This window comes from Mesorhizobium sp. WSM4821, assembly GCF_055901555.1.
Genome location: NZ_CM148371.1, coordinates 6,697,394 through 6,709,424 on the forward strand (window position 1 = coordinate 6,697,394; position 12,031 = coordinate 6,709,424).

Below are 12,031 nucleotides of genomic sequence, written 5' to 3' on the forward strand. Positions count from 1 at the left end.
TCTGTTAGCGAGAGGCATTGCGCTGCAGCCTACTATCGGGCAGGTGAGCCCCGGTCAACAGTGCCCGGGTCAACAGAGTGATGACATGCGTCTAAGGAACTGCCACAACTTCCATGACTTCCGCAGCATGGCCAAAGAGCGTCTTCCCCGACCGATCTTCAACTATATTGACGGTGCGGCCGATGACGAATTCACCTACCGGCGCAACAGGGCTGCTTTCGATGACTGCGACCTGGTGCCGAACGTCCTGCGCGGCGTGAACAACGTGGACATGTCGGTGACCGTCATGGGCCAGAAGCTGGCGATGCCGGTCTATTGCTCGCCAACGGCGCTGCAGCGCCTGTTCCACCATCAGGGCGAGCGCGCGGTGGCGGCAGCGGCGGCGAAATATGGCACGATGTTCGGCGTCTCCTCGCTCGGCACCGTCAGCCTGGAAGAGGCGCGCCAGATCAGCAATGGGCCGCAGGTCTACCAGTTCTACTTCCACAAGGACCGCGGATTGAATCGTGAGATGATGGCCCGGGCCAAGCAGGCGGGCGTGGAAGTGATGATGCTGACAGTGGACAGCATCACCGGTGGCAACCGCGAGCGCGACAAGCAAACAGGTTTCGCCATTCCCTTCAAGCTCAATCTCGCCGGCATCGCCCAGTTCGCGATCAAGCCGTCCTGGGCGATCAACTACTACACGCATGAGCAATTCCGGCTGCCGCAGCTCGACAGCCATGTCGACATGGGCGGCGGCGTGATGTCGATCAGCCGCTATTTCACGGAGATGTTGGACCCCTCGATGTCGTGGGACGACGTTGCCGAGATGGTGCAGCACTGGGGCGGACAATTCTGCCTGAAAGGCATCATGTCGGTCGAGGATGCCAGGCGTGCGGTCGAGATCGGCTGCAGCGGAATTGTCCTGTCCAATCACGGCGGTCGCCAACTCGACGGCTCGCGTACCGCGTTCGACCAGCTTGCCGAGATCGTCGATGCGGTGGGAGACAGAATCGATGTGATGATGGATGGCGGCGTGCAGCGCGGCACCCAGGTTCTCAAGGCGCTTTCGCTGGGCGCAAAGGCCGTCGGACTGGGCCGTTACTACCTCTTTCCATTGGCGGCCGCCGGCCAGGCAGGCGTCGAGCGCGCGCTGGAATTGATGCACATCGAGATCGAGCGCGGCATGAAGCTGATGGGCTGCAATTCGGTCAGCGAACTCACGCGACGGAACCTGCGCTTCCGTCAGTGACAAGCAGCTTCACCGCGCGCGCGTCCCGGCTCGTCGCAGCCGGTGAATGGGCTTGCCCAGCCGGCCGAGCTCTCCGAGAAAGGGGTCAGCCGCCGTAGAGATTCTTGTAGCGCTCGCGCAGCACGTTCTTCTGCACCTTGCCCATCGTGTTGCGCGGCAGGTCCTGGACGAACAGCACTTTCTTCGGCTGCTTGTAGCGCGCCAACCGCGACTTCAGCCCATCCAGCACCACCGCTTCATCGATCGCGGCGTCAGGCTGCTTGACGATCACGGCGGTGACGCCTTCGCCGAAATCGGGATGCGGCACGCCGATCACGGCGCTCTCGACCACGCCGGACAGCTGGTCGATCTCGGACTCGACCTCCTTGGGATAGATATTGTAGCCGCCGGAGATCACGAGGTCCTTGCCTCGGCCGACGATGTGGACATAGCCGCGATCGTCGACCAGACCGAGATCGCCGGTGATGAAAAAACCGTCGGAGCGGAACTCGGCGGCTGTCTTTTCCGGCATGCGCCAGTAGCCCTTGAACACGTTGGGGCCACGCACCTCGATCATCCCCGTCTCGCTTCGGGCCACGGTCGCGCCGGTCTCGGGGTCGACAATCCTCAGCTCGACGCCCGGAAGCGGGAAGCCGACCGTGCCGGCCACGCGCTCGCCATCATACGGGTTCGACGTGTTCATGTTCGTCTCGGTCATGCCGTAGCGTTCGAGGATGGCGTGGCCGGTCTTCTCGCTGAAAAGTCGGTGCGTCTCCGCGAGCAGCGGCGCCGAACCGGATACGAAGAGGCGCATCCCGGCGGTCGCCTCCCGCGTCAGGCCGGGATGCTGGACCAGCCGCACATAAAAGGTCGGCACGCCCATCATCGCCGTTGCGGTAGCCATCAGGCGCAACACTTCGTCGGCGTCGAACTTCGGCAGAAAAAACATCGATGCGCCGGCGAGCAGGACAACATTCGAGGCGACGAACAGTCCGTGGGTGTGAAAGATCGGCAGCGCGTGGATCAGCCGGTCGCGCCCTGTGAAGCGCCAATGGTCCCGCAGCGTCATCGCGTTCGACAGCAGATTGTCGTGCGTCAGCATGGCGCCCTTCGACCGGCCCGTCGTGCCAGACGTGTAGAGGATGGCGGCGAGGTCGTCGGGACCGCGCGCCACGTCGACGAAGCCCGCCGGCAATTCGTCGATGCCGTCGAGCAGCGAGCCGCCACCGCGACTGTCGAGCGTTTCGAGCTTCGCCCCGTGGGCTGCCGCCACCGGCCCCACGCCGGCGGCCGAGGTCGGCGGCACCACGACCAGGGCCGGTTCGGCGTCGCTGACGAAATAATCGAGCTCGGCGAGCGTGTAGGCTGTGTTGAGCGGCAGGTAGACCGCGCCGGCGCGCAGGCAGGCGAGATAGAGCATCAACGCCTCGGGACTTTTCTCGACCTGCACGGCGACCCGGTCGCCGGGTTTTATGCCCAACGCGAGAAGCCGGCCGGCAAGCCGGCCCGAGAAGTCGAGCATGTCGCCATAGGTCCACACGCTTCCGCCCGCCGTGGCGATAAAGGCCGCATCGCGCGCGGCGGCCGCGCTTTGCACGGCGTTGAACATGTGGTTGTTCATCACGTCAGTTCCCTGGTCCCCTTCCCCGCCGCCGTCCCGGCCGGCCGCTCGCGCGAAGGGGCGCGCAGCACAGCCAGCGCCCGTTGCGGCCTGTCCGCGCGCAACAGGCGGCGGATGCCCTGGGCCGCCACGACTTCGCCCCTGCCCGCGAAAGCCTCGTGATTGGTTTCGATATCATCGAGCTTGTAAAGATAGTTCACCATCAGCCCGTGTGCCTGGCGCATGCCGGAAGCCGATTTGTCGGCGAGCAAATTGATGCGCTCTAGGCGCGCGCCATTGCCGAGATGGAAGCGCGCCACCGGGTCGAGCGGCTTGCCCTGGGCGTTGCGGGCACGCAGGAAATACCAGGCGGCGGCGGCGGTAAGGACGGGCCGCACCGCCATGGTCGTGGCGGCAACCGAAGGCCAGTCCTGATCGTCCAGCGCCGCGAGCACCGCCCGATCTGTGCCATCGATCGCATCCGAGGCTTCCGCCCGCCGCTCGCGCGCCAGCCATTGCGCGAAGCCCGGAGCCGGCGACAGCGTGACGAAAGTGTCGAGCTTCGGCAGCTCCCGGCGCAGATCCTCGACCACCTGCTTGATCAGGAAGTTGCCGAAGGAAACGCCACGCAGCCCCTGCTGACAGTTGGAAATGGAGTAGAACACGGCAGTGGTGGCCTCGGCCGCGGCGATCGCCGCCCGGTCCTCGCGCAGAACGTCGGCGATCGCGGCTGGAGCGGAACGGGTGAGCGCCACTTCGACGAAGATCAGCGGCTCATCGACCAGTTGCGGATGAAAGAAAGCGAAGCAGCGGCGATCGTCGGGAGCCAGACGCCTGCGCAGCTCGTCCCAGCCGTCGATCTGATGCACCGCCTCGTAGCGGATGATCTTCTCCAGGATGTCGGCTGGCGTCGACCAGCTGATCGGACGCAGCACCAGAAAGCCGCGGTTGAACCATGACCCGAACAGATGCGCGAAATCGGCATCGACGGCGTCGAGATCCGTCTGGGCAGACTTCATCGCCAGGAGATTTTCGCGCATGCGCACCAGTGTCGCGATGCCGTTGGGAGCAAGATTGAGCCGGCGGATCAATTCCTGCCGCCTGGGCTCGGCCGCGGAATGCAGTTCCAGCAGCGCCTGCGGCGTCCTCAGGCCGCGGTAGTCGTCTATGGCCTTTTCGAGCCGCGCGGCGTCGGGCCCGAACCTTTCCAGCAGCATCACCATGAAGGCCCGGCGCTGCTCCTCGTCGAATCGCGACCAGCGGTCGAGGATGGTCTTCGCCAGAGCCATGCCTGACGCCTCGCCGTGGCTCGAAAGCAGCGTTTCGCAAATCGCCTCGACGCCGCCGGCGCCCGCCTCTTCCCTGCCGCTCGGCGACAGGAAACGGCGGCCGCGTTCGGCGATGGTCTGCAGCATGTCACCGAGAAATGAAACGCCGTTCATATCGCTGCCCCCATCATCTGGTTCGGAAGCCATGTGGCGAGGCCGGGGAAGATGCACAAGATCAGGATCGCCAGAAACATCACGAGCACATAGGGCAATGCGCCCCACAGGATCTGGCGCGTCGGAATGTCAGGCGCGATGGCGTTGATGACGAAGAGATTGAGGCCGATCGGCGGCGTGATCAGGCCGACCTCCATGTTGATGGTGAGGACGATCGCGAACCAGTACGGATCGAAGCCGGCCTGTGTGACGATCGGGAACAGCATCGGCGCCGTCATCACGATCACCGCGACAGGCGGCAGGAACATCCCGGCGACCAGCAGGAAGAGATTGATCACGCCCATCAGCACCCAACGATTGACCTCCAGATCAGCAATCGCGGCGGCGATCGACTGGGTGATGAACAGCGACGAAAGCGCGAAGGCGAACAGTTCGGCCGCCGCCATGATCATCATGATCATCACGCTCTCGCGCATCGCCGAGCCGAAGATGCCGGCGACCGGGCGGAAGCGGAACAGCCGATAGGCGACGATCACCACGACCAAGGTGAGCAGCGCGCCGGCGCCGGCCGCTTCCGACGGCGTCGCGAGGCCGCCGTAGAGCACGTAGAGCGTTCCCGCGATGATGAGCAGGAACGGCAATACGCGCGGCATACCCGACAGTTTCTCGCGCAGCGTGAACCGCATCGCGCGCGCGCCGAAGTCGTAGCCCTGGCGCTTGCAGTCGACTACCGCCCAGATCATGAACATGATTGTGAGCATCAGCCCGGGAATAACGCCGGCCATGAACAATCGTCCGATCGAGGTCTCGGTGGCGATGCCGTAGACGATCAGGGTCACGGATGGCGGAATGAGGATGCCGAGCGTGCCGCCGGCGGCGATCGAGCCGCTGGCGACAGAGGCCGGATAGCCGCGGCGGAGCATTTCGGGAATGCCCATCTTGCCGATGGCGGCGCAGGTCGCAGGCGACGAACCTGTCATGCCGGAGAAGATGGCGCAGGCGCCGATGTTGGACAGGACCAAACCGCCGGGCACGCGGTTCAGCCAGCGATCAAGCGCGGTATAGAGGTCAGCGCCGGCCGGCGACGACGCGACCGCCGCCCCCATCAGCACGAACATCGGGATCGAGACATAGGCGAGATTGGCGATGCCCGAGAACATCGTCTCGGACAGGACATAGATGACACCCGGGCCGCTCTGCAGGAACAGGGCGCAAACGGCGGCCAGGCCAAGGGCGAAGGCGATCGGCATACCCGTCCCCAGCAGCACGAACAAGGCGGCGATGATCGTCAGGCCGGCGAAAGTCGGGCTCATCGCGGGGTCTCCGTAGACGGCGAAACGGCGGCCGCGGCTTTGAGCGCCTCCGCGGGCACATGAGTTGGCGCGGGCGCAACACCGCCCGACAGCAGGACGAGGATCTGCGCCACATATTGCAGGCACAGCATGCCGAAACCTAGCGGAAGAGCCGACACCGGTATCCAAAGCGGCGGCGCCCAGACGCTGGAATGGCGCCAGCCGCCGGCCCAGGCCTCGTGGAACTGGAGCCAGCTCGCATACGCCATGATGGCGCAAAACAGCAGCCCGAGCAGGCTGGCCACGATGCGCATCGCGCGGCGGGTGCGCTCAGTGACCACCATCTCGACCACGTCGACCCCGACATGTCCGCCCTTGAGCAACACGTAAGGTGCGCCGAGGAACATCGCGCCGGTCGCGGCAAACACCACGAAGTCCGTCTGCCAGATCGTCGCGGCGCGGAACACATAACGGATGAAGATCATCTGACAGACGACGAGCATGGCGGCGATCAGCAGTAGCGTCGCGACGATCGCGAACGCCCGTGACAGACCACCGACCGACCTGATGTAGAGACGTACCATGCCAATCCTCCCAGCAATGCACGGGGCCGGCCATCCGCCGGAGAGGCGGCAGCCGGCGTGGATCGCGCTGTTACTGGACGGCAAGGGCCTTCTCGATCAGCTTGTCTCCGCCGGGGACTTTCTCGGCGAAGTTCTTGTATGAAGACTGTTTGGCGAGTTCGAGCCAGGCATCGTAGTCGGCCTTCGACATTTCAACGACTTCGACGCCCGCCTTCTTGTAGGTGTCGACCATGACCTGGTCGCCCTTGCGAACTTCCTCGTTGAAGAAGGCTTCCGCCTTCTCGCCCGCCGCGAGGATCGCCTTCTGCTGGTCGGCGTTGAGACCGTCGAATATCTTCTTCGAGATCAGCACCGGTTCGTACATGAACCACAGCGCGTTCTCACCGGGCGCCGTAAGGCATTTCGCGTGCTCATAGAGCCGATAGGATACGAAGCTAGCCGAAGAGGTGTTGGCCGCGTCGAGCACGCCGGTCTGCATGCCGGTGTAGATTTCGGATGAGGGCATGGACGAGATCGACGCGCCGGCGGCGACGAGCATCTGCTCGAAGGCCGGGCCGGCGGCGCGGATGACCTGGCCCTTGACCGTGTCTGGCGTGGTGATGCAGCCCTTCTTGGAAGCAAAAGCGCCGGACAGCCAGGCATCGGAAATCACCAGCGCCCCGGCGTCCTCGATGATCTTCTTGATGTCGGTCATGAACTCGGAATCGTTGAGCCGCGCGGCGCGGTCGAAATTGCCGACAAGGCCCGGCATCAGCGTCGCCGAGAATTCCGGATGGCGGCCGGACGCGTAGTCGAGCGGGAATGATGTCATTTCCAGCAGGCCGCGCGTGACGGCGTTCCACTGGTCATTGGGCTTGTAGAGCGAGGCGCCCGGATACACCTGGACCTCGAGCCCGACATTGGCGGCGGCCACCTCGCGGGCAATGATCTGAACCATCTCGTCGCGGATGTCGCCCTTGCCGCCTGGAAATTGATGCGAAGCCTTGAGGATCGTCTGGGCGGCGGCAACGCCGCCCATGAGGCAAGCGGCCGCGACGAGGCCCGAAATCTTCAGCACTTTCTTGATTTTCTTCACGACAACCTCCCTTGAATTCCGGACCTCCCGCCCGGTTGCGATGATTGTTTGTCGCTCTTGCGTGCAATGTCAACAGTCTTGTATACACAAACTGCTAACTGGACCCATTTATCCGCATGACCAGCAATACGTTCCACAAACTGCGCGACGAGATCGAGAATGGAATCCTCACCGGCGAATTCGCGCCCGGTGAACGCCTCGACGAGGTGCAACTCGCCACGCGTTTTGGTGTCTCGCGGACACCGATCCGGGAAGCGCTGATGCAGTTGAGCGCCATCGGCCTGGTCGAGGCCAGGCCACGGCGCGGCGCCGTCGTCGTCGACCCTGGGCCGAACCGAATTTACGAAATGTTCGAGGTGATGGCGGAACTTGAAGGCATGGCGGGAGCGATGGCTGCCCGGCGCCACACCGGGGAGGATCGCGCGGCGCTGCTGGCGAGCCATGAGCGGTGCGAGTTCTCGGCGGCGAGCGAGGACACCGATTCCTACTACTACGACAACGAAGTCTTCCACCACGCCATCTACGCGGCCAGCCACAGCACCTTCCTCGCCGAACAGTGCGCCGCGCTGCATCGGCGGCTGCGCCCTTACCGGCGCCTGCAGTTGCGCGTTCGCAACCGCGTCAAGGTGTCGATCGGCGAACATGCGGGCATCATCCAGGCGATCCTCGACGGCGACGAGGCCGCGGCGCGTCAGCGTCTACGCGACCATATCGCGGTTCAAGGCGACCGGTTCAGCGACCTCGTCTCCAATCTCAGTCGACGGGACAAGACAGCCCGGTCGCCTCAATGACGGGGTGGCCACGACCTCCCCGGATCGCCGACTGTCCGCCGAATACGGCGGGAGTGACAAGCGGCAAGCGCTTGTATGCCCAACTTCCCATGTGGCGTGAAATCGTTTGCAATACGTACAAAGGCGCCGGCGAGTGGTCGGCCGCGCTCCCAAAGTTGAGCTTCGTGCTGGCAAAGGAGACGTTGTGAAGGTCGTGAAATGGCCGATTGATAGCCAATTGGAGTTGAACCCGTCGGACGCCATTCAAGCGGTCAATCTAAAAATCCTTCGCCGCCTGCATCGCGCAGTGGATGAGCCTTGCGGTGAGTTCCCTGGATTTGCGGCCGGAAAGATCGAGTTGGCGGAAGCGCGACCATACCGGAAAGCTCATCAGCGCGGCGACGACCTCCACGGTACGCTTCGACGCCTTGGAAGGGGCCAGCGCCTCCCTGACATAGGCTTCGACGCCGGCCTCGACGGCCTTCAGGAAATAGTCGAGCGCCGGAATGAGATCGCGGTCGCGGCCTGCGAGGCCGAGTCGCAGCGCACCGCGCTGGTAGAAGGCGTCGATCTCCTCGATGAGCCTCGCTAGGCGCTCGTTGGTGCTCGTCAACCCGTCGAAGGCGGTTGCCGCGCTTTCGGGGGTCGGCGGGCGCATTTGCTGCCACACGTGACCGCCGCAGGCCTGCACGAGGTCGCCAAGCGTCGGGAAATGCCTGTAGAGCGTCGCCTGGCCGAGCCCCGCGCGTTTCGCGATGTCCGAGAAGGTCGTCGGTGCCACACCCTTCTCGTCGTGCAGTTGCATTGTGGCCCGGAGGATGCGCTCACGCGTATTGTGCCAGTCGTCGGCGCGCTTGCGCATCTTGTATTCGCGAGGCATTCGGCCCCCAATTTGACAAAAATGTAATTCCGTGAAATAGATAGTCCGCTAAATCTGCCGGGGCAACTCACTTTCTCTTGGGCCAGCAGCAAAGTTGGAAAGCAGGCGTGAACCGATCGCGGTTTTTTTCACGCACTCATGAAGCGAGCAAGGAGGATTGCCCCAGTGCTTCAGAATGCTTCCACAAGGATCGTGGTCGTGGACGACGAGCCTGACGTCCTTTCGATGGTGTCGGACTATCTCGGGCGCGGGGGCTGTCATGTGAGCCGCTGCGCGAACGGGGCCGAACTCGACCGGGCGATCGACATGGTGGCGCCGGACCTCGTGGTGCTCGACGTCAACCTGCCCGGCGAGGATGGCTTCTCGATCGCGCGCAGGCTGCGGGCGACGAAGCAGGTCCCGATCGTCATGCTGACCGCGCTGGCCGACACGATCGACAGGGTTGTGGGGCTCGAAGTCGGCGCCGACGACTATGTGACCAAGCCGTTCGACCTGCGCGAGCTCGCCGCGCGCGTGCACGGCGTGCTGCGCCGCGCACAGGCGGCCGGAGGCTGCCCGGCAGTGCCGCAGCGGCCCCAGTCAGCACGGGAGCGGCGGCAACGGAACGTCGCCTGCTTCGGCGAAGCCTTCCTCGACTTCGACGCGCGCCGCCTGATCGACCGGAACGGCGCCGACCTGCCGATCACCGCGACCGAATTCGAGATGTTGTCGACCTTCGCGCAGCACCCCAACAAGGTGCTGACGCGGGACCGCCTGCTCGGTGACTCGTTGGAGCACGGCTCAGGCTGCTGCGACCGGGCGATCGACATAAGGGTGACGCGCATCCGGAAAAGGATCGAGGTCAACCCGACCAGGCCGCAGGTCATCAGGACCGTGCGCAGCGTCGGCTACGTCTACGTTCCGCCAGCTTGAACGGCGCGAGGACAAAGCCTGCCCGCAAGCGAGGCGGCTCGCGCCTCAACGATCTCCAGCGCGACGCCGTCATCTATGCGGCGGTGGTCGATTCCGCTCTTGATGCGGTGATCGTCGTCGATGAGGAGGGGCGCGTCGTGACGATGAACGCGTCCGCCGAGACGACGTTCGGCTATTCGAAGAGCGAAGCGATCGGCCTCTCGATCAGCTCGCTGATCGTTCCCGACCACCACAAGGAGGCGCACGAGGCCGGCATGGCCCGCTACCGCGCCACCGGCGTACCGCATGTGCTCGGCCGCCGCGTGGAGATGGATGCGCGGCGCAAGGACGGCACGATCATCGCGGTCGAGCTGGCGATCACGGAAGTGAACCTACCGGACGGGCGCTATTTCACCGCCAATCTGCGCGATCTCTCCGCGGCTAAGGCGGCGGCCGCGGAAATCCAGCGACAGCGCGAGGCGCTTCACCAGAGCGAGAAGCTCGCCGCGATCGGTTCGCTGCTCGCCGGCGTCGCACATGAGTTGAACAACCCGCTGACGGTGGTGCTCGGGCAGGCGACGGTGCTGCAGGAGGAGCTTGAGGGCAACGGCTTTGCGGAATCGGCGGGCGAACGGGTCAAGCAAATCCAGGTAGCGGCGGAGCGCTGCGCACGCGTGATACGCTCCTTCATGGCGATCGCCCGCCAGCAAAAGGCAGAGAAGCGCGCGGTGGCGGTGGCGCCGCTGCTAGACAGCGCGATCGAGCTCTTGGCCTATGGGCTGAGGAGCAACGGCGTCGCGGTGTACCGTGACTATGACGAGGCGATGCCCGAGGTCTTCATCGACCCGAATCAGTTGCAGCAGATCGTCGTCAACCTGATCGTCAATGCGAACCAGGCGCTGCAGGAAGCCGCGGGCAGCCGCGCCATCGAAATTCGCACATTCGTAGGGCGCGAGGGCAAGGCAAGGATCGTCGTGGACGATAGCGGACCGGGAATTCCCGCGGCTATTCAGATGCAGATCTTCGAACCGTTCTTCACGACGAAACCTCTAGGGATCGGCACGGGCATCGGGCTTTCGATCTCGCGCGGCCTGGCCGAGTCGCAGGACGGCCAACTGGCGCTCACCGCCTCGTCGCTCGGCGGCGCGGCGTTCGAGCTGACGCTACCCCTGGCGACCGGTTCGGAGATGAAGGTCGAGGGTGTCGGCAAGGCGACGGATACGGTTTCGGATCGAGGTACCGTCGCGCTGCGGGCGATCGTCATCGACGACGAACCACAGATCGCGAAGCTGATCGCCGAGGCTCTCTCCCGCAAGGGCTTCCGTTCGGACATCGCCAGCAGCGGCGCGGAGGCGCAGGCGCTGATTGCGGACGCTGTCGGCGGCTACGACGCGGTGATCTGCGACCTGCGCATGCCGGACATGGACGGACCGGCCCTGTTCCAATGGATCAAAGCGTACCATGCCGCACTCGTCGAACGCACGTTGTTCGTGACCGGAGATGCGCTCGGCCCCGCGGCCGGGCGTTTTCTCGCCGAGTCCGGCCGTCCATTTCTCGAAAAACCGTTCACGCCGGCGGACGTCGCAAGACTCGTCACGGATTTTGGCCCGCGCGGCCGCTGAAACCATTCCGGAAACATTTGAAATGGGTCGGCCTGCGCGGCGCAATCCGCGCGATGTATTGCGGGTGCATCCTGTTTCCATCGTCAAACGACGGCGATGCGAGCGGAATGCACCGCGCACATCGAAGCTCATGGCGGATGCGAAACCTGATCCAGGCGACGTCCGCGAACCAACCAGAGGAGAATGAAATGAAACAGAGGGCCATTACTTTCCACAGCATAGGCGCTGCGATCGTCATGTCCGCGCTCGTCGCAGGTGCCGCCACCGCTGCCCAGATGAAGGCAGTCGGACCGCAGCCGGGCGACTGCAAGCGGGCCTACGAAGCCGTCAACGGCCCCTCGTTGCCCGTCGCCCAGGCCATGTGGGTCCAGTTGGTTGCCTCGAAGTACGGCAACAAGTGGGCCCAGTGGGCCGGCGCCAAGAACAAGTCGATCACGCCGCTTGGCGGTTCGCAGTTCCAGGCGCGAGCCATGCCATGCTTCTATCAGCCGGTTCCCTGAGCCTGAACGCGTGAGAATGATGGCGCGGTGAAAGCTGCGCCATCATCCATTTCGTCCAAAGGCGGTAGCGTAGCCGCTTACGCCGTCATGGGTTAAACGTGCGGCTCTACGGTCTTTTGGTATCCATCACGAACCCACGGCCATTGCGGTCGCTGTGGGTTG

Annotated in this window: 11 protein-coding genes; 5 read left to right on the top strand and 6 right to left on the bottom strand. The window is 64.3% G+C overall.

Going from position 1 to position 12,031, the window contains the following annotated elements; translation table 11 throughout:
• Window positions 1-85 precede the first annotated feature (85 nt).
• Window positions 86-1,234, top strand: coding sequence for an alpha-hydroxy acid oxidase (locus AC0NID_RS32745; RefSeq protein WP_473454409.1), 1,149 nt, complete (start codon window positions 86-88; stop codon window positions 1,232-1,234).
• 85 nt (window positions 1,235-1,319) lie between these two features.
• On the opposite strand, the gene AC0NID_RS32750 is transcribed toward AC0NID_RS32745, so the two are convergent.
• The 5 genes from AC0NID_RS32750 to AC0NID_RS32770 all read right to left on the bottom strand — a co-directional run bounded on the left by AC0NID_RS32750 (window position 1,320) and on the right by AC0NID_RS32770 (window position 7,149).
• Window positions 1,320-2,834 carry a malonate--CoA ligase gene (locus tag AC0NID_RS32750; RefSeq protein WP_473454342.1) on the bottom strand — a complete coding sequence of 505 codons (1,515 nt, stop codon included), beginning with the start codon at window positions 2,832-2,834 and terminating at the stop codon, window positions 1,320-1,322.
• Window positions 2,834-4,255, bottom strand: a complete 1,422-nt coding sequence (locus tag AC0NID_RS32755; RefSeq protein WP_473454343.1) for a malonyl-CoA decarboxylase — start codon at window positions 4,253-4,255, stop codon at window positions 2,834-2,836. The genes AC0NID_RS32750 and AC0NID_RS32755 overlap by 1 nt, the downstream gene beginning before the upstream one ends.
• The gene (locus tag AC0NID_RS32760; RefSeq protein ID WP_473454344.1) at window positions 4,252-5,568 is read right to left on the bottom strand and encodes a TRAP transporter large permease; all 1,317 of its coding nucleotides are present in this window, start codon (window positions 5,566-5,568) and stop codon (window positions 4,252-4,254) included. Before AC0NID_RS32760 ends, AC0NID_RS32755 begins: the two co-directional genes overlap by 4 nt.
• Window positions 5,565-6,131, bottom strand: coding sequence for a TRAP transporter small permease subunit (locus tag AC0NID_RS32765; RefSeq protein ID WP_473454345.1), 567 nt, complete (start codon window positions 6,129-6,131; stop codon window positions 5,565-5,567). The genes AC0NID_RS32760 and AC0NID_RS32765 overlap by 4 nt, the downstream gene beginning before the upstream one ends.
• Before the next feature lie 70 nt (window positions 6,132-6,201).
• Window positions 6,202-7,149: a TRAP transporter substrate-binding protein gene (locus tag AC0NID_RS32770; RefSeq protein ID WP_473454410.1), complete on the bottom strand. Its 948-nt coding sequence runs from the start codon at window positions 7,147-7,149 to the stop codon at window positions 6,202-6,204.
• Between the two features lie 173 nt (window positions 7,150-7,322).
• Here AC0NID_RS32770 and AC0NID_RS32775 point away from each other — a divergent pair, with 173 nt between their 5' ends.
• Window positions 7,323-7,997, top strand: a complete 675-nt coding sequence (locus tag AC0NID_RS32775; RefSeq protein WP_473454346.1) for a GntR family transcriptional regulator — start codon at window positions 7,323-7,325, stop codon at window positions 7,995-7,997.
• A gap of 256 nt (window positions 7,998-8,253) precedes the next feature.
• On the opposite strand, the gene AC0NID_RS32780 is transcribed toward AC0NID_RS32775, so the two are convergent.
• Complete coding sequence (locus tag AC0NID_RS32780; protein WP_473454347.1) at window positions 8,254-8,856, bottom strand: TetR/AcrR family transcriptional regulator; 603 nt, start codon at window positions 8,854-8,856, stop codon at window positions 8,254-8,256.
• Window positions 8,857-9,054: 198 nt separating this feature from the next.
• Between AC0NID_RS32780 and AC0NID_RS32785 the strand changes: the two genes are divergently transcribed.
• From AC0NID_RS32785 to AC0NID_RS32795, 3 genes are all read left to right on the top strand, one after another.
• On the top strand, window positions 9,055-9,768 hold the full coding sequence (locus tag AC0NID_RS32785) for a response regulator (RefSeq protein WP_473454348.1): 714 nt from the start codon (window positions 9,055-9,057) through the stop codon (window positions 9,766-9,768).
• Between the two features lie 107 nt (window positions 9,769-9,875).
• Window positions 9,876-11,369 carry an ATP-binding protein gene (locus AC0NID_RS32790; protein WP_474033379.1) on the top strand — a complete coding sequence of 498 codons (1,494 nt, stop codon included), beginning with the start codon at window positions 9,876-9,878 and terminating at the stop codon, window positions 11,367-11,369.
• Between the two features lie 188 nt (window positions 11,370-11,557).
• On the top strand, window positions 11,558-11,869 hold the full coding sequence (locus tag AC0NID_RS32795; RefSeq protein ID WP_473454350.1) for a hypothetical protein: 312 nt from the start codon (window positions 11,558-11,560) through the stop codon (window positions 11,867-11,869).
• The last annotated feature ends 162 nt before the right edge of the window (window positions 11,870-12,031 follow it).

Excerpts from the sequence above, each read along its gene's own strand:
- AC0NID_RS32755 (WP_473454343.1), bottom strand. The coding sequence starts at position 4,255 with ATGAACGGCGTTTCATTTCTCGGTGACATGCTGCAGACCATCGCCGAA.
- AC0NID_RS32745 (WP_473454409.1), top strand. The coding sequence starts at position 86 with ATGCGTCTAAGGAACTGCCACAACTTCCATGACTTCCGCAGCATGGCC.
- AC0NID_RS32795 (WP_473454350.1), top strand. The coding sequence starts at position 11,558 with ATGAAACAGAGGGCCATTACTTTCCACAGCATAGGCGCTGCGATCGTC.
- AC0NID_RS32765 (WP_473454345.1), bottom strand. The coding sequence starts at position 6,131 with ATGGTACGTCTCTACATCAGGTCGGTCGGTGGTCTGTCACGGGCGTTC.
- AC0NID_RS32750 (WP_473454342.1), bottom strand. The coding sequence starts at position 2,834 with ATGAACAACCACATGTTCAACGCCGTGCAAAGCGCGGCCGCCGCGCGC.
- AC0NID_RS32775 (WP_473454346.1), top strand. The coding sequence starts at position 7,323 with ATGACCAGCAATACGTTCCACAAACTGCGCGACGAGATCGAGAATGGA.
- AC0NID_RS32760 (WP_473454344.1), bottom strand. The coding sequence starts at position 5,568 with ATGAGCCCGACTTTCGCCGGCCTGACGATCATCGCCGCCTTGTTCGTG.
- AC0NID_RS32780 (WP_473454347.1), bottom strand. The coding sequence starts at position 8,856 with ATGCCTCGCGAATACAAGATGCGCAAGCGCGCCGACGACTGGCACAAT.
- AC0NID_RS32770 (WP_473454410.1), bottom strand. The coding sequence starts at position 7,149 with ATGGGCGGCGTTGCCGCCGCCCAGACGATCCTCAAGGCTTCGCATCAA.